The 14,751-nt window shown below is 69.3% G+C and carries 13 protein-coding genes; 8 read left to right on the top strand and 5 right to left on the bottom strand.

The features are described from left to right. Positions 1–341: 341 nt before the first annotated feature. The 7 genes from ccrA (at position 342) to pssA (ending at position 8,134) form a co-directional block, all read left to right on the top strand. Positions 342–1,679, top strand: coding sequence for a crotonyl-CoA carboxylase/reductase (gene ccrA, locus ACFVH5_RS25995; protein ID WP_384807039.1), 1,338 nt, complete (start codon positions 342–344; stop codon positions 1,677–1,679). Between the two features lie 9 nt (positions 1,680–1,688). After that, positions 1,689–3,737, top strand: coding sequence for a protein meaA (locus ACFVH5_RS25990; RefSeq protein WP_384807037.1), 2,049 nt, complete (start codon positions 1,689–1,691; stop codon positions 3,735–3,737). Beyond that, positions 3,734–4,708, top strand: a complete 975-nt coding sequence (locus tag ACFVH5_RS25985; RefSeq protein ID WP_385836182.1) for an HpcH/HpaI aldolase/citrate lyase family protein — start codon at positions 3,734–3,736, stop codon at positions 4,706–4,708. Before ACFVH5_RS25990 ends, ACFVH5_RS25985 begins: the two co-directional genes overlap by 4 nt. 4 nt (positions 4,709–4,712) lie before the next feature. Beyond that, on the top strand, positions 4,713–5,258 hold the full coding sequence (locus tag ACFVH5_RS25980) for a MaoC family dehydratase (protein WP_385836181.1): 546 nt from the start codon (positions 4,713–4,715) through the stop codon (positions 5,256–5,258). A 2-nt stretch (positions 5,259–5,260) separates the two neighbouring features. Further along, the gene (locus ACFVH5_RS25975; RefSeq protein WP_385836180.1) at positions 5,261–6,466 is read left to right on the top strand and encodes an acyl-CoA dehydrogenase family protein; all 1,206 of its coding nucleotides are present in this window, start codon (positions 5,261–5,263) and stop codon (positions 6,464–6,466) included. 170 nt (positions 6,467–6,636) lie between these two features. Then, positions 6,637–7,293, top strand: coding sequence for a phosphatidylserine decarboxylase (locus ACFVH5_RS25970; protein ID WP_107016765.1), 657 nt, complete (start codon positions 6,637–6,639; stop codon positions 7,291–7,293). Positions 7,294–7,315: 22 nt separating this feature from the next. Then, positions 7,316–8,134, top strand: coding sequence for a CDP-diacylglycerol--serine O-phosphatidyltransferase (gene pssA / locus ACFVH5_RS25965; RefSeq protein ID WP_384807094.1), 819 nt, complete (start codon positions 7,316–7,318; stop codon positions 8,132–8,134). Positions 8,135–8,299: 165 nt separating this feature from the next. Here pssA and ACFVH5_RS25960 read toward each other — a convergent pair whose 3' ends face one another. From ACFVH5_RS25960 to ACFVH5_RS25940, 5 genes are read right to left on the bottom strand one after another with little or no spacing between them, the layout of a single operon-like run. Further along, positions 8,300–9,574 carry an ABC transporter substrate-binding protein gene (locus tag ACFVH5_RS25960; RefSeq protein ID WP_385836179.1) on the bottom strand — a complete coding sequence of 425 codons (1,275 nt, stop codon included), beginning with the start codon at positions 9,572–9,574 and terminating at the stop codon, positions 8,300–8,302. After that, positions 9,571–10,674 carry a branched-chain amino acid ABC transporter permease gene (locus ACFVH5_RS25955; protein ID WP_385836205.1) on the bottom strand — a complete coding sequence of 368 codons (1,104 nt, stop codon included), beginning with the start codon at positions 10,672–10,674 and terminating at the stop codon, positions 9,571–9,573. The genes ACFVH5_RS25960 and ACFVH5_RS25955 overlap by 4 nt, the downstream gene beginning before the upstream one ends. Positions 10,675–10,696: 22 nt before the next feature. After that, positions 10,697–11,587 (bottom strand): branched-chain amino acid ABC transporter permease, encoded by an 891-nt coding sequence (locus ACFVH5_RS25950; protein WP_210888455.1) that lies wholly within the window; start codon positions 11,585–11,587, stop codon positions 10,697–10,699. Continuing rightward, positions 11,584–12,447: an ABC transporter ATP-binding protein gene (locus tag ACFVH5_RS25945; protein ID WP_385836178.1), complete on the bottom strand. Its 864-nt coding sequence runs from the start codon at positions 12,445–12,447 to the stop codon at positions 11,584–11,586. Before ACFVH5_RS25945 ends, ACFVH5_RS25950 begins: the two co-directional genes overlap by 4 nt. 10 nt (positions 12,448–12,457) lie before the next feature. Then, positions 12,458–13,264 (bottom strand): ABC transporter ATP-binding protein, encoded by an 807-nt coding sequence (locus ACFVH5_RS25940; protein ID WP_385836177.1) that lies wholly within the window; start codon positions 13,262–13,264, stop codon positions 12,458–12,460. Between the two features lie 223 nt (positions 13,265–13,487). Between ACFVH5_RS25940 and ACFVH5_RS25935 the strand changes: the two genes are divergently transcribed. Continuing rightward, positions 13,488–14,684: a PucR family transcriptional regulator gene (locus ACFVH5_RS25935; RefSeq protein ID WP_385836176.1), complete on the top strand. Its 1,197-nt coding sequence runs from the start codon at positions 13,488–13,490 to the stop codon at positions 14,682–14,684. Positions 14,685–14,751 lie beyond the last annotated feature (67 nt).

Genomic DNA, 14,751 nt, shown 5'->3' with positions numbered 1-14,751 from the left:
TTGGAGGGGGCGCCCTTTTCTGATCGATCATCGCTCATCCGTGACGGGCAGATGACAACTGAGAGAAATTGTTGGCACTCGGTGCCTTGCTAGATGACACGCAGTGTCATACGTTGAAGTGGTCCGGGCGGCCGGCGTGCAGAGAACCTTCGTACGCCGGCTGTCCCCGCAAGCCAATGCCTGCGAGCCCGGACGCCTGCGTCACAGGCAACCTTCCGCGCCACAAAGCGCTGCCGAGCACCACCCTCTGCCGAACCGACGGCACGCCTCACCCAGCAGCTGTCCACCCCGACGTAACCCTCAGCGTTCTCCCTCGGACGCTCATCGCCGGAGGCAACACCGTGAAGGAAATCCTGGACGCGATCCAGTCGCAGACCGCCACGTCCGCCGACTTCGCCGCGCTACCGCTCCCCGAGTCCTACCGCGCGATCACCGTGCACAAGGACGAGACGGAGATGTTCGCCGGGCTCACCACCCGCGACAAGGACCCGCGCAAGTCGATCCACCTGGACGACGTGCCGGTGCCGGAGCTCGGCCCCGGCGAGGCCCTGGTGGCCGTGATGGCCTCCTCGGTCAACTACAACTCCGTGTGGACCTCGATCTTCGAGCCGGTGTCCACCTTCAGCTTCCTGGAGCGCTACGGCAGGCTCAGCGAGCTGACCAAGCGCCACGACCTGCCGTACCACGTCATCGGTTCCGACCTCGCGGGCGTCGTGCTGCGGACCGGTCCGGGCGTGAACGCCTGGCACCCCGGTGACGAGGTCGTCGCGCACTGCCTGTCCGTCGAGCTGGAGTCCAGCGACGGGCACAACGACACCATGCTCGACCCCGAGCAGCGCATCTGGGGCTTCGAGACCAACTTCGGCGGCCTCGCGGAGATCGCGCTCGTCAAGTCCAACCAGCTGATGCCCAAGCCCGACCACCTCAGCTGGGAGGAGGCCGCGGCGCCCGGTCTGGTCAACTCGACCGCGTACCGGCAGCTGGTCTCCCGCAACGGCGCCGGGATGAAGCAGGGCGACAACGTCCTCATCTGGGGCGCGAGCGGCGGCCTCGGCAGTTACGCCACCCAGTTCGCGCTCGCCGGCGGCGCCAACCCCATCTGTGTGGTCAGCAGCCCGCAGAAGGCGGACATCTGCCGGGCGATGGGCGCCGAGGCGATCATCGACCGCAACGCGGAGGACTACAGGTTCTGGAAGGACGAGCACCACCAGGACCCGAAGGAGTGGAAGCGCTTCGGCAAGCGCATCCGTGAGCTGACCGGCGGCGAGGACGTCGACATCGTCTTCGAGCACCCGGGCCGCGAGACCTTCGGCGCCTCCGTGTACGTCACCCGCAAGGGCGGCACGATCGTCACCTGCGCCTCCACCTCGGGCTACAACCACGAGTACGACAACCGCTACCTGTGGATGTCCCTGAAGCGGATCATCGGCTCGCACTTCGCCAACTACCGCGAGGCCTGGGAGGCCAACCGGCTCATCGCGAAGGGCAAGATCCACCCGACGCTGTCCAAGGTGTACTCGCTGGAGGAGACCGGACAGGCCGCGTACGACGTGCACCGCAACCTCCACCAGGGCAAGGTCGGGGTCCTGGCGCTGGCGCCCACCGAAGGTCTCGGTGTGCGTGACCAGGACAAGCGCGCCCAGCACGTCGACGCCATCAACCGCTTCCGGAACATCTGAGGTCCGAAGATGACAGAGCGCCAGACGCCCCAGGAGCGCACGGCGAAGGACCGGCCGTGGCTCATGCGGACCTACGCCGGCCACTCCACCGCGGAGGCGTCCAACGAGCTGTACCGGCGCAACCTCGCCAAGGGGCAGACGGGTCTGTCGGTCGCGTTCGACCTGCCGACCCAGACCGGGTACGACCCCGACCACATCCTCGCCCGCGGCGAGGTCGGCCGGGTCGGCGTGCCGGTCTCGCACCTCGGTGACATGCGCCGGCTGTTCCAGGACATCCCCCTGGAGCAGATGAACACCTCGATGACCATCAACGCCACCGCCATGTGGCTGCTGGCGCTCTACCAGGTCGTCGCCGAGGAGCAGGGTGTGGACATCACCACGCTCCAGGGGACGACCCAGAACGACATCGTGAAGGAGTACCTGTCGCGGGGCACTCACGTGTTCCCGCCGGTGCCCTCCCTCCGTCTGACGACGGACATGATCTGCTACACGGTCAACAACATCCCCAAGTGGAACCCGATCAACATCTGCAGCTACCACCTGCAGGAGGCGGGAGCCACTCCGGTCCAGGAGATCGCGTACGCGATGTCCACCGCGATCGCCGTGCTCGACGCGGTGTTCGCGTCCGGGCAGATCCGCGAGGACCAGAAGGGGGACGTCGTCGCGCGCATCTCCTTCTTCGTGAACGCGGGCGTCCGGTTCGTCGAGGAGATGTGCAAGATGCGGGCGTTCGGCCGCATCTGGGACAGGATCACGCGCGAGCGGTACGGCATCGAGAACCCCAAGCACCGCCGTTTCCGGTACGGGGTCCAGGTCAACTCCCTCGGCCTGACCGAGGCCCAGCCGGAGAACAACATCCAGCGGATCGTGCTGGAGATGCTGGCCGTCACCCTCTCCAAGGACGCACGCGCCCGCGCCGTCCAACTCCCGGCCTGGAACGAGGCGTTGGGGCTCCCCCGCCCCTGGGACCAGCAGTGGTCGCTGCGCATGCAGCAGGTGCTCGCCTACGAGAGCGACCTGCTGGAGTACGCGGACATCTTCGACGGCTCGCACGTCGTGGAGGCGAAGGTCGCCCAACTGGTCGAGGACTCGTTCGCCGAGATCGACCGGATCGAGGAGATGGGCGGCGCGATGGCGGCCGTCGAGTCGGGCTATCTGAAGTCGCAGCTCGTCTCCTCGCACGCCGAGCGCCGGGCCCGTATCGAGTCGGGCGACGAGAAGATCGTCGGCGTCAACATCTTCGAGTCGACCGAGCCCAACCCGCTCACGGCCGATCTGGACGCCGCGATCCAGACGGTCGACCCCGCGGTCGAGGCCCGGGTGACCACCGCCCTCCAGGAGTGGCGCGACACCCGCTACCAGCCGCCCTTCAACCACCCGCGCCCCTGCAAGGCGCTGGACGGGCTGAAGGAGGCCGCGAAGGGCACCGGCAACCTCATGGCGGCCACCCTGGAGTGCGCCCGCGCCGGGGTCACGACCGGCGAGTGGGCCGGCGCCCTGCGCGAGGTGTTCGGCGAGTTCCGCGCCCCCACCGGGGTGTCGTCCGCGCCCGTCGCGGTGACCGCCGAGGAGGGCACCGCGATGGCCGCGGTGCGCCGCAAGGTGGAACTGACCGCGAAGGACATGGGCGTCGGCAAGCTCCGCTTCCTGGTGGGCAAGCCGGGCCTGGACGGGCACTCGAACGGCGCCGAGCAGATCGCCGTACGGGCCCGTGACGCCGGGTTCGAGGTGGTCTACCAGGGCATCCGGCTGACGCCCGAGGAGATCGTGACCGCGGCCGTCGCCGAGGACGTCCACGGCGTGGGCCTGTCCATCCTGTCGGGCTCGCACGCCCAGCTGGTGCCCGACGTGCTGGAACGGCTGCGCGAGGCGGGCGCCGCCGACATCCCGGTGATCGCCGGCGGGATCATCCCGAACGCCGACGCCGAGCTGCTGAGGGCCGCGGGAGTGGCCGCGGTCTTCACCCCGAAGGACTTCGACATCACGGGAATCATCGGCCGTATCGTCGACGAGATCCGGAAAGCGAACAAGCTCGACCCTCTGGAGGTCCCCGCATGACCAGCCCTGTTCCCCAGGTCAACCGTTTGCGCCCGCGGCGCTCCTGCCTGGCCGTGCCCGGCTCGAACCCCCGCTTCCTGGAGAAGGCCCAGGGCCTGCCCGCCGACCAGGTCTTCCTCGACCTGGAGGACGCGTGCGCGCCGCTGGCCAAGCCCGGGGCGCGGCACACCATCGTCAAGTTCCTCAACGAGGGCGACTGGACGGGCAAGACGCGGGTCGTGCGCGTGAACGACTGGACGACCGAGTGGACGTACCGCGATGTCGTCACCGTCGTCGAGGGCGCGGGGCAGAACCTCGACTGCGTCATGCTGCCGAAGGTGCAGGACGCCCAGCAGGTCGTCGCCCTCGACCTGCTCCTGACGCAGATCGAGAAGACCATGGGCTTCGAGGTCGGCAGGATCGGCATCGAGGCGCAGATCGAGAACGCGCAGGGCCTGAACAACGTCAACGAGATCGCGACGGCCTCCCAGCGCGTCGAGACGATCATCTTCGGCCCGGCCGACTTCATGGCGTCGATCAACATGAAGTCGCTGGTCGTGGGCGAGCAGCCGCCCGGCTACCCGGCGGACGCCTACCACTACATCCTGATGAAGATCCTGATGGCCGCCCGCGCCAACAACCTCCAGGCCATCGACGGCCCCTACCTGCAGATCCGCAACGTCGACGGCTACCGCGAGGTCGCCCGGCGCGCCGCGGCCCTCGGCTTCGACGGCAAGTGGGTGCTGCACCCCGGTCAGGTCGAGGCGTCGAACGAGATCTTCTCGCCGTCCCAGGAGGACTTCGACCACGCCGAGCTGATCCTCGACGCGTACGAGTACTACACGTCCGAGGCGGGCGGCAGGAAGGGCTCCGCGATGATCGGTGACGAGATGATCGACGAGGCGAGCCGCAAGATGGCCCTGGTCATCTCCGGCAAGGGCCGCGCCGCGGGCCTGGAACGCACGAGCAAGTTCGAAGCGCCGGAGGCCTGAGCACATGCAATTCGGGCGAACCTACGAAGAGTTCGAGGTCGGGGCGGTCTACAAGCACTGGCCCGGGAAGACCGTCACCGAGTACGACGACCATCTCTTCTGTCTGCTCACGATGAACCACCACCCGCTCCACATGGACGCCAACTACGCGGAGAACACCACCGACTTCAAGAAGAACGTGGTGGTCGGGAACTACATCTACTCCCTGCTGCTGGGCATGTCCGTCCCCGACGTGTCGGGCAAGGCGATCGCCAACCTGGAGGTCGAGTCGCTGAAGCACGTCGCGCCGACCTTCCACGGCGACACGATCTACGGCGAGACCACGGTCCTCGACAAGACGCCCTCCCGGTCCAAGAACGACCGCGGGATCGTGTACGTCGAGACGAAGGGCTACAAGCAGGACGGCACGCTGGTCTGCGTGTTCCGCCGCAAGGTGATGGTTCCCACCGAGACGTACATCAAGGAGCGCGGCGGCGAGCAGCCCGGCCGGCCGGAGCCGAAGGCTCCCGCGGAGAAGAAGGTCTCCGCCGACCAGAAGACGGAGAAGTAGCCATGGCGCGACTCGCCCAGACCGCCGGTCTGACCGACGTCCAGCGGGAGATCCTGTCGACCGTACGGGACTTCGTCGACAAGGAGATCATCCCGGTCGCGACCGAGCTGGAGCACCGCGACGAGTACCCGCAGCAGATCGTCGACGGGCTCAAGGAGTTGGGCCTCTTCGGCCTGATGATCCCCGAGGAGTACGGGGGCCTGGGTGAGTCGCTCCTCACCTACGCGCTGTGCGTGGAGGAGATCGCGCGCGGCTGGATGTCGGTGTCCGGCATCATCAACACCCATTTCATCGTGGCCTACATGCTCAAGCAGCACGGCACGCGGGAGCAGAAGGAGCACTTCCTTCCGCGCATGGCGGCGGGCGAGGTGCGCGGCGCGTTCTCCATGTCCGAGCCGGCGCTCGGCTCCGACGTGTCGGCCATCACGTCGAAGGCGGTGCGGGACGGTGACCAATATGTCCTGAACGGGCAGAAGATGTGGCTCACGAACGGCGGTACGTCGACTCTCGTGGCCGTTCTCGTGAAGAGTGACGAAGGCCACCCCGAGGGCACCGCGCCCCACAAGTCGATGACGACCTTCCTCGTCGAGAAGGAGCCCGGTTTCGGTGAGGTCCGCCCCGGCCTGACCATCCCCGGGAAGATCGACAAGATGGGTTACAAAGGTGTCGACACCACCGAGCTGATCATGGATGGCCTGCGCATTCCGGCCGATCGCGTCCTCGGCGGCACCACCGGCCGAGGTTTTTATCAGATGATGGACGGCGTCGAAGTGGGCCGCGTCAACGTGGCCGCACGTGGTTGCGGAGTCGCTCATCGTGCGTTTGAGCTGGGCGTTTCCTATGCCCAGCAGCGCCACACCTTCGGCAAGCAGATCGCCCAGCATCAAGCGATCCAGTTCAAACTGGCCGAGATGGCTACCAAGGTCGAGGCCGCCCATGCGATGATGGTCAATGCGGCGCGCAAAAAGGACTCCGGGGAGCGAAACGACCTCGAAGCAGGGATGGCGAAGTACCTCGCCTCCGAATACTGCAAAGAGGTCGTGGAAGACGCCTTCCGGATCCACGGCGGCTACGGCTTCTCAAAGGAGTACGAGATCGAGCGCCTCTACCGCGAGGCCCCGATGCTGCTCATCGGTGAAGGTACCGCCGAGATCCAGAAAATGATCATCGGACGCAGGCTGCTCGAAGAGTATCGGCTGCAGGGCTAGATATACCGATTCGGGGTGTTTTCATCGAGAAGAAGATCACACCCCGTCAGCACTCTTCGGACACCGACTCGGCTTCCTGGCTTACCCAGTTGTGGCCCGCGACCGGTACGATCCCGGGAAAGCCGCCGTCCCCAGTCACAGCGCGGCATCATCCGCTACGAAGGTCATCCATGCCCCACAGCCAAACCTCTGCACCACGCGACAGCCTGGCCGGCGTACGTCTTGCGCGCGGAGCATCGCCGTGGCTCCTCCCGACCGTCGCCACCGCAGCCCTCAGCCTGGTACGCGCGCGCAAGTCCGGCGCCGCCAAGGCCGTGGCCGTACCCGCCACCGCTCTCGCGGCGGGCATGCTGTGGTTCTTCCGCGACCCCGAGCGCGAGATCACCCAGGGCCGGGTCATCTCGCCCGCCGACGGTGTGGTGCAGAGCATCATGCCGTGGAAGGACGGGCGCACCCGCGTCGCGATCTTCATGAGTCCGCTGAATGTCCACGTCAACCGCGCGCCCCTCTCCGGCACGGTGACGTCGGTCGAGCACATCCCCGGCGGGTTCGTTCCGGCGTTCAACAAGGAGAGCGAGAACAACGAGCGCGTCGTCTGGCACTTCGACACCGAGCTCGGCGACATCGAGATGATCCAGATCGCCGGTGCGGTCGCGCGGCGCATCGTGCCGTACATCCCGCAGGGCACGAAGGTCGAGCAGGGCGAGCGGATCGGCCTGATCCGTTTCGGGTCGCGCGTCGACATCTACCTCCCCGAGGGCGTGGAGGTCGACGTGGAGGTCGGTCAGAAGACCGTGGCGGGGGTGACTCGCATTGACCGTGATTGATCCCGAGACGCAGACCGGCTGGGTGCCGGATGCCGACGAGCTGGACGACGAGGAGGAGATGCCCCTCTCTCTCCGCCTCTCGATAGCGGACACGCTCACGCTCGGTAACGCCACGTGCGGCTTCATGGCGGTGTACTTCACCACCACCGGCATCCTGATCCCGCACCTCACGGGCAGCCAGGAGACCGGCATGGCGCGGCACAGTGCCGCCACGGCCGTGATCCTGATGCTCTGCGCGGCGGTCTTCGACCTGTTCGACGGTCTGGTCGCCCGCAAGCTGCGCTCGTCCCCGATGGGCGCGGAGCTGGACAACCTCTCGGACCTGATCAGCTTCGGTCTGGCGCCGGCGTACTTCGTGCTCGTCTACGGCATGGTCGCCGACGACGCGCACCAGCGGGTCGCGGCGGTGGGCGGGATCGTGGTCCTGCTGGCGGTCGTGCTGCGGCTGGCGAGATTCTCGTGCGTCACCGTCAAGGACGGCACCTTCCAGGGCATGCCGTCGCCGTTCGGCGCCCTGACGGTCGTCTCGATCGTGCTGCTCGAGCTGCCGTTCGTCGCCACGCTCATGGCGATCATCGGCACGGCGTGGCTGATGGTGAGCCGGGTCGAGTACCCGAAGCCGCGCGGGCGGCTCGCGGGGGCGATGCTCTCCTGGATCGTGCTCAGCATGGCGCTGCTGGCGGCGTGGGCCTTCGACGCGCCGGGCGGGCAGCTGTTGCTGCAGACCGGGTGCGCGTTGCAGTTGGTCATGGGGGCGGTCATCCCCCTCTTCGCCACTGCTCGGCGGGTCAACAACTTCCGCGGTAACCGGCGGGATGCCCGGGCGGCGCAGCTGCCCTAGCGGGCGGTGCGTGATGTGACGTCGAAGGGCCCCGAACCTTTGTTGGTTCGGGGCCCTTCGTTTGTGCGTCACAGTGCGGGTGCGTGGGGACAGTGCGGGTGCGTAGGGGCCGGTCGCGCAGTTCCCCGTACCCCTGAGAAGGGCCCTGCCGGGCCCCCAGGGGCCCTACGCGCTCGGTGTGTACGCCTCCGCCACCGTCGAGGCCGCCGGCTCCTGGACCACCTTCATGCCGCCCGTCACCGACTTGTCCGGCTGGAGGATGACGCTCTCCTTGGAGGAGGGGGCCTTGGGGTCCGTGAAGTTCTGCGGGATGCCGAAGCCCGTGTCCAGGGCGTCGATGGTGAGCAGGGCCTTGTCCACGCCCTCACGGGTCAGGTCCTTGGACGCGCAGGCCTTCTTCAGGGCCTCACCGAAGGCGGAGGCGGCCGTCCAGCCGGCGACCACACCGTTGTCCAGGGAGTCCTTGGGATACGCCTTCTGGTAGTCGGCGACCAGCTTCTTGGCGCCCGGGGTGTCCGCGCCGATGGGCAGTGACGGCGAGGCCACCCAGTAGTTCTTCGCCAGGGCCGGACCCGCCTGGGTGGCGAGCAGCTGCGGGGCGAAGGCCGAGTTGTTGCCGATGATCGGGACGTTGAAGCCGCCCGCCGCCGCGACGCCCACCAGGGAGGCCGCCTGACGGGGGCCCGCGCTGAGCACGACCGCCTTGACACCGGCCTTCTTCAGGGCCGCGACCTGCGCGGTCATGTCGTTGTCGGTCGGCTTGATCTTCTGCTCGACGACGGTCAGCCCGGCCTCCTTCGCGATGTGCTTGGAGCCGGCCAGCGCGCTCTCGCCGTAGTCGCCCTCGAAGTAGACGTGCCCGAGCTTGTCACCCTTCTTGAGGCCCTTCTCCTTCATCAGGAAGTCGACGGCGTTGATCGTCTCGATGTCGTACGTGGAGCCGATGACCCGGATGTACGGGCTGCCGAGCAGCGCCGAGGACCAGGCCTGCGGCAGGACCAGGCCCTTGTCCTGGCCGTCGATGCGCGGCTTGGCCGCGGCGACGAACGGCGAACCGATGAACTGGGCGAACCCGAGCACCTTGGGCGCCAGCTCGGTGTACGCGGAGACGGCCTTCTGCGGGTCGTAGCCGTGGTCGCGGACGGTCAGCTCGACCTTGTAGCCGCACACGCCCCCGCCGGCGTTCAGCTGCTTCACATAGAGCTGCTGGGCCTGCGTGACGCTCTTGCCGAGGGTGGCGTAGACCCCCGTCATGTCGGTGAGGGCGCCCAGCGAGATGGTCTTGCCGGAGATGCCCTCACCGGTCTTCACCTCACCCGCGGCGGTGTCACCCTTCTTGTCGTCATCCTTGGCCTTGGAGCTGCAGCCGGACAGCAGCAGCAGCGCCGCGATCGCCCCGGCGGCCACCCTGGTCGTGCGGGTCGTGTTCAACGTGCTCATCGTTCCTCCCCTGGATCGGTCCTGAAGCGTCGTCCGGCGGCCACCCTGACCAGGCCGCCGGGAAGGAAGAGCACCACCACGACAATGGCGGCGCCGTAGAGGTACCGGGATGCCTCCCCCGGTGCGATCCCGCCCGTACCGAGGGCGGAGACCAGGGGCAGCGCATCGCTGTAGCGGGTCAGCAGCTGCGGCAGCACGGAGACGAACACCGCGCCGATCACCGCCCCCGAGACCGAGCCGAGCCCGCCGATGACGATCATGGCGAGGTATTCGAGCGACAGCGTGATGCCGAAGTAGTCCGGCACCGTCCGCTGGAAGACCAGGGCGAGCAGGACGCCCGCGAGGCCCGCGTACATGGAGGACAGGACGAAGACGGCGGCCCGGTAGCGGGCCACCGGGACGCCCATGACGCCGGCGGCGATGCGGTGGTCGCGGATGGCGTTCATGGCGCGTCCGGGGCGCCCGCGCAGCACCCCACGGGCGAAGAGCGCGCCGCCGAGGAGCAGCACGAGTGCCGCGTACCAGAGTTTCTCCGCGGAGCCGAACGGGACGTTGGCGACCAGGAGTTCGCTGTCGTCGAAGGTCAGCCCGAACAGGCTCAGGGGCGGTACGTCACGGCCGTTGAAGCCGCCCGTGAGGTCCTTGGCGTTGAACAGCACGTGCTGGCCGATGAAGATCAGCGCGAGCGTGGCGATGCCCAGGTAGGCGCCGCGCAGACGTCCCGCGATGGGGCTGAAGACGCCGCCCGCCAGGCCCGCGACCAGGACGGCGAGGACGGCCGCGAGCCAGGTCGGCAGGCCCAGGCCGGTCAGCCCGTCACCGCCGTCCGCGGCGAACACGCAGTAGCCGTACGCGCCGACCGCGAGGAAGAAGGCGTGCCCCATGGAGAGCTGGCCTGTGGAGCCGGTGAGCAGGTTGAGCCCGATCGCGCCGATCGCCGCGGCCATCGCGAACAGACCCGCCTGGAGCCAGAAGCGGTCCAGGTAGAAGGGCAGGGCGAGCAGCAGGAGGCTGCCTGCGGCCCAGACGTACGTACGGGCGCGGGTGGGGAGCCGCAGGGGGCGGCGGGCGGGGGTCTCGGATGCGGGTGCTTCGGACACCGGTGCTTCGGAGACGGGTGTCTCAGACACGGGCCAGCTCCTTCGTGCCGAACAGCCCGGCGGGCCGGATGAGCAGGATCACGGTCATCACCAGGTAGGGGGCGACATCACCCAACCCCCTTCCCAGGAACGACAGTTCGCTCTGGTAGCCGGTCGCGAGGGATTCCGTGACGCCGACGATCAGACCGCCGACGAGTGCTCCGGTGGTGGAGTCGAGGCCGCCGAGGATCGCGGCGGGGAAGGCCTTGAGGGCGGCGAGCGAGGTGGCCCGCTCCAGGCCCGGGGTGGGGAAGACGGTCAGGAACAGGGCGGCCACGGCGGCGAGCCCGCCCGCCACGGCCCAGGCGCCGAGCGACACCCGCCCGAGCCGTACGCCCATCAGCGCGGCCGTCTCCGTGCTCTCGGCGGCGGCCCGCATGGCCACACCCCAGGAGGTGTACCGGAAGGTGAGCAGGAAGGCCGTGATGAGCAGGCCCGCGGTGACGAAGGCGGCGATGCGCGTGTGGGCGAGCGAGATGGAGCCGATGGTGAGGACGTCGTCGCCCCACGGGTCGCCGAGCGGCAGGACGTCGGTGCCGATCCGGCGGGTGAGTTCCGTGGTGAGCAGGATGTCCACGCCGATGGTGACGATGGCGAGGACGCTGTGGTCGGAGCCCCGGTAGCGGCGCATCACGAAGAACTCGACGGCCGCCCCGACGAGCGCGGCCCCGGCGATCCCGGCCAGCAGGGCGGGCCAGAAGCCGATGTCGTCGTGGAGGACCGCGGTGATGTACCCGCCGGCCAGCAGCAGGGACGCGTGGGCGAAGTTGACGACCTCGGTGGCCCGGAAGATGACCACGAAGCCGAGGGCGATGAGGGCGTAGACCGACCCCATCGACAGCCCGTTGAGGAGGAGTTCGGCGAAGGTGCTCACGGCGTGCTCTCCTCTTTCCCGGAGCGCCCGGCCCCTTCGGGTTCCTCGGAGCGCTCCCCCAGATAGGCGCGTACGACCGCCGGATCGTTCTGTACGTCGGCGGGGGCGCCGTCCGCGATGCGGCGCCCGAAGTCGAGTACGGTCACCGCGTCGGCGAGCCGCATCACCACCCCCATGTCGTGTTCCACCAGGACGATCGAGATGCCGAGGCTGTCGCGGACCCCCGCGATCACGGCGGAGGTGCGGATCCGCTCGTCGGCGGTCATGCCCGCGACCGGCTCGTCCAGGAGCAGCAGCCGGGGCTCCATGCACAGGGCGCGGGCGAGTTCGGCGAGCTTCTGCTGCCCGTACGGCAGCGAACCCGCCGGACGGCCGAGGCAGGACGAGATGCCGACGAACTCGGCTATCTCACGGACGCGTTCACGGTGACGGCGCTCCTCACGGGCCGCCGCGGGCAGCTTCAGTCCCGCGGCGAGGAAGCCCGTGCGGGTCAGCCGGTGGCGGCCCAGCAGGAGGCTGTCCTCGACCGTGGCGAGCGGGGGCAGGGCGAGGTTCTGGAAGATGCGGGCGACGCCCAGACCGGCGATGCGGTGCGCAGGCATGCCGGTCAGTTCGTGCTCGCCGAAGCGGACGCTGCCGGAGGTGGCGCGGTAGACGCCGGACAGCACGTTGAAGCAGGTGGACTTGCCGGCTCCGTTGGGGCCGATGAGGGCGTGCACGGTGCCGGGGCGCACGGTGAAGTTCACGGCGTCCAGGGCGGTCAGACCGGCGAAGCGCACGGTCAGGTCCCGTACCTGAAGCGGTGGTACATCCGTGTCGGAGCCGGGTGAAGCGGGCTGTGGTGGCGCGTCGTTCGTCATGGTGAGGTGCTCACCCCTTCCATCGGGTCAGCGCCGGGTGCGAGGTACGGGCCCGCTCGGCGTCGGCCGCCGCGTCCTCGTCGACCACGCCCAGGTAGCGGCGGCGCACCTCGTCGGAGGCGGCCAGTTCGTCGGCGGGCCCCGACAGGGTGACCTCGCCGACCTCCAGGACGTACGCCCGGGTGGCCAGGCGCAGGGCCAGGGCGGCGTTCTGCTCCACGAGCAGGATCGAGGTGCCCTGGGTGTTGATCTCCCGTACCGTCTCGGCGATCCGGGCCGCCATCAACGGGGCGAGCCCCAGGGACGGTTCGTCGAGGAGCAGCATCCTCGGGGCGGCCATCAGGGCGCGGCCGACCGCGAGCATCTGCTGTTCCCCGCCGGACAGCAGACCGGCGTGCTGCTGGGCGCGGTCGGCGAGGACGGGGAACAGTTCGTGGACGCGGCGCAGGGCGGCGGCCCGCTCGGCACGCCCACCGGTGGCACCGAGCGCCCCGGCGCGCAGGTTGTCGGCGACGGTCATCCGGGCGAACACCCGCCGCCCTTCCGGGATCTGGGAGATCCCGGCGGCCACCACCCGGTCCGGTGCGAGGCCGTCCATTCGACGGCCGTCGAACTCGACCGTGCCGCCGGTGACCGCGCCGCCGTGGAAGGACAGGGTCCGGCAGACGGCCCGCAGGAGGGTCGTCTTGCCCGCGCCGTTGCCGCCGAGGACCGTGACGACGGCTCCTTCCGGCACCTCCAGGGACACCTGGCGCAGTGCTCGTACGGGCCCGTATCCGACCGACAGGTCCCGTACGGCCAGCCCCGACCCACCCATGGCATTCCCCCTGTCATCGCGGTCATCGCGCTCCTGATCGCCTCGCACCCGACGTGTTCACGTCCGGTGTGGCGCTCACCACAGCACCGGTGGAGGCGTCCGTCCACGGGGCGCGGGCGAATCGCTGCGGGTGACCAGCGGGTGCGGGCAGGCGTTGTGCGCGCGCACAACACCGCGTGTCAGGGGCCTGTGCGGGGCGGCACACAGGTGGCATCCTCCGGCCATGGGAGCCCGCAGAAGGCGTACCGGTCATGACTGGAAGCTGCTCGCCGAGTCCTGCACGGCGCTGCTGGAGCGGCTGCCGGAACTCGTCGACGAGCACATGCGGCAACTGGCCGAACACTCCCCCGTCTACGGGGAGTTCCTGCCGTACGACCAGCAGTGGCGGGAGGCCCAGGACGCGATGCGGATCGGGATCGAGACGATCTCCGCGCCCCGGGACTCGCCCCGCCGCGATCTGGAGTACGCGGAGGACGCGGGCCGGCGCCGGGCCCAGCAGGGCCTGCCGCTGGAGCTGCTGGTGCACGCGTACCGCTCCGCCGGCTATCTGGTGTGGGACGCGCTGCTTGAGGCGGCGGCCGGCAAGGAGCCGGAGCGTCTCGGCGTGCTGATGCGGTCGGCGACCATGGTGTGGTCCGCCGTCGACGCGCAGGCCGCGACGGCGACCGAGGCGTACCGGGCGACCGAGATGGAGCTGCGGAGGCGTACCGACGAACGGCTCCAGGCACTCCTCGACGCGCTCCTGGAGGGCCAGGAGGCGCCCGGTCTCGCGGCGCGCGCCGCCGCCGGTCTCGATCTTCCCGAGCGGGGTCCGTACGCGGTGGTCGTCCTGCGCTCGGAGCGGCGCGAGCCGTTGCGGCGGCCCGTGGAGGGGGCGGGCCTGCGGTTCGTCTGGCGGATGCGGGCCGACTGCGAGGTGGGGGTGGTGGCGCTCGGGCCCGGGCAGGGGCTCGACGGGGTCGCCCGCGCGCTCGACGGGCGGTGTTCCGGTCCCGGCGGGATCAGTCCCGTGGTCGCCGGGCTGGCCGAGCTGGGGCGGGCGCGGCGGCTCGCCGAGCTGGCCCTGCGTACGTGTCCGCCGGACGCCAGTGCCGTCGTGCGGCTCGATCAGCGGATGCCCACGGCGCTCGTCGTCAGCCAGCCCGAGCTGGCGTCGCGGCTGGTGGCGGACGTGTTCGGTTCCCTGCTGGAACTCGAACCGCCCGATCGGGCCGTGCTGTTGGAGACGCTTGACGCGTGGCTGAGCTGTGAGGGGTCTGCCGGGCGGGCGGCGGGGCGGCTGTATTGCCACCGGAACACCGTCTTCAACCGCCTGCGACGGCTCGAACAGCTGACGTCGCGGTCGTTGGCGCGACCGCGGGACCTGATCGAGATGACGTTGGCGTTGGATGCGTATCGGTTGGCGGGGGTTGGGGGGTAGCGCCTTGTTTTCGCCCCCGCCGCCCCTACCCGTTCCCGTACCTGCCTCGGGGGCGCTGTCCCCGAAC

The sequence above is a fragment of the Streptomyces sp. NPDC127119 genome (assembly GCF_042677425.1).
Lineage (GTDB): Bacteria > Actinomycetota > Actinomycetes > Streptomycetales > Streptomycetaceae > Streptomyces.
Note: the sequence above shows the minus strand (reverse complement) of the source record. Positions and strands in the feature narration are given on the sequence as shown.

Excerpts from the sequence above, each read along its gene's own strand:
- ACFVH5_RS25990 (WP_384807037.1), top strand. The coding sequence starts at position 1,689 with ATGACAGAGCGCCAGACGCCCCAGGAGCGCACGGCGAAGGACCGGCCG.
- ACFVH5_RS25935 (WP_385836176.1), top strand. The coding sequence starts at position 13,488 with ATGGGAGCCCGCAGAAGGCGTACCGGTCATGACTGGAAGCTGCTCGCC.
- ACFVH5_RS25960 (WP_385836179.1), bottom strand. The coding sequence starts at position 9,574 with ATGAGCACGTTGAACACGACCCGCACGACCAGGGTGGCCGCCGGGGCG.
- ACFVH5_RS25940 (WP_385836177.1), bottom strand. The coding sequence starts at position 13,264 with ATGGGTGGGTCGGGGCTGGCCGTACGGGACCTGTCGGTCGGATACGGG.
- ACFVH5_RS25945 (WP_385836178.1), bottom strand. The coding sequence starts at position 12,447 with ATGACGAACGACGCGCCACCACAGCCCGCTTCACCCGGCTCCGACACG.
- ACFVH5_RS25980 (WP_385836181.1), top strand. The coding sequence starts at position 4,713 with ATGCAATTCGGGCGAACCTACGAAGAGTTCGAGGTCGGGGCGGTCTAC.
- ACFVH5_RS25975 (WP_385836180.1), top strand. The coding sequence starts at position 5,261 with ATGGCGCGACTCGCCCAGACCGCCGGTCTGACCGACGTCCAGCGGGAG.
- ACFVH5_RS25985 (WP_385836182.1), top strand. The coding sequence starts at position 3,734 with ATGACCAGCCCTGTTCCCCAGGTCAACCGTTTGCGCCCGCGGCGCTCC.
- ACFVH5_RS25970 (WP_107016765.1), top strand. The coding sequence starts at position 6,637 with ATGCCCCACAGCCAAACCTCTGCACCACGCGACAGCCTGGCCGGCGTA.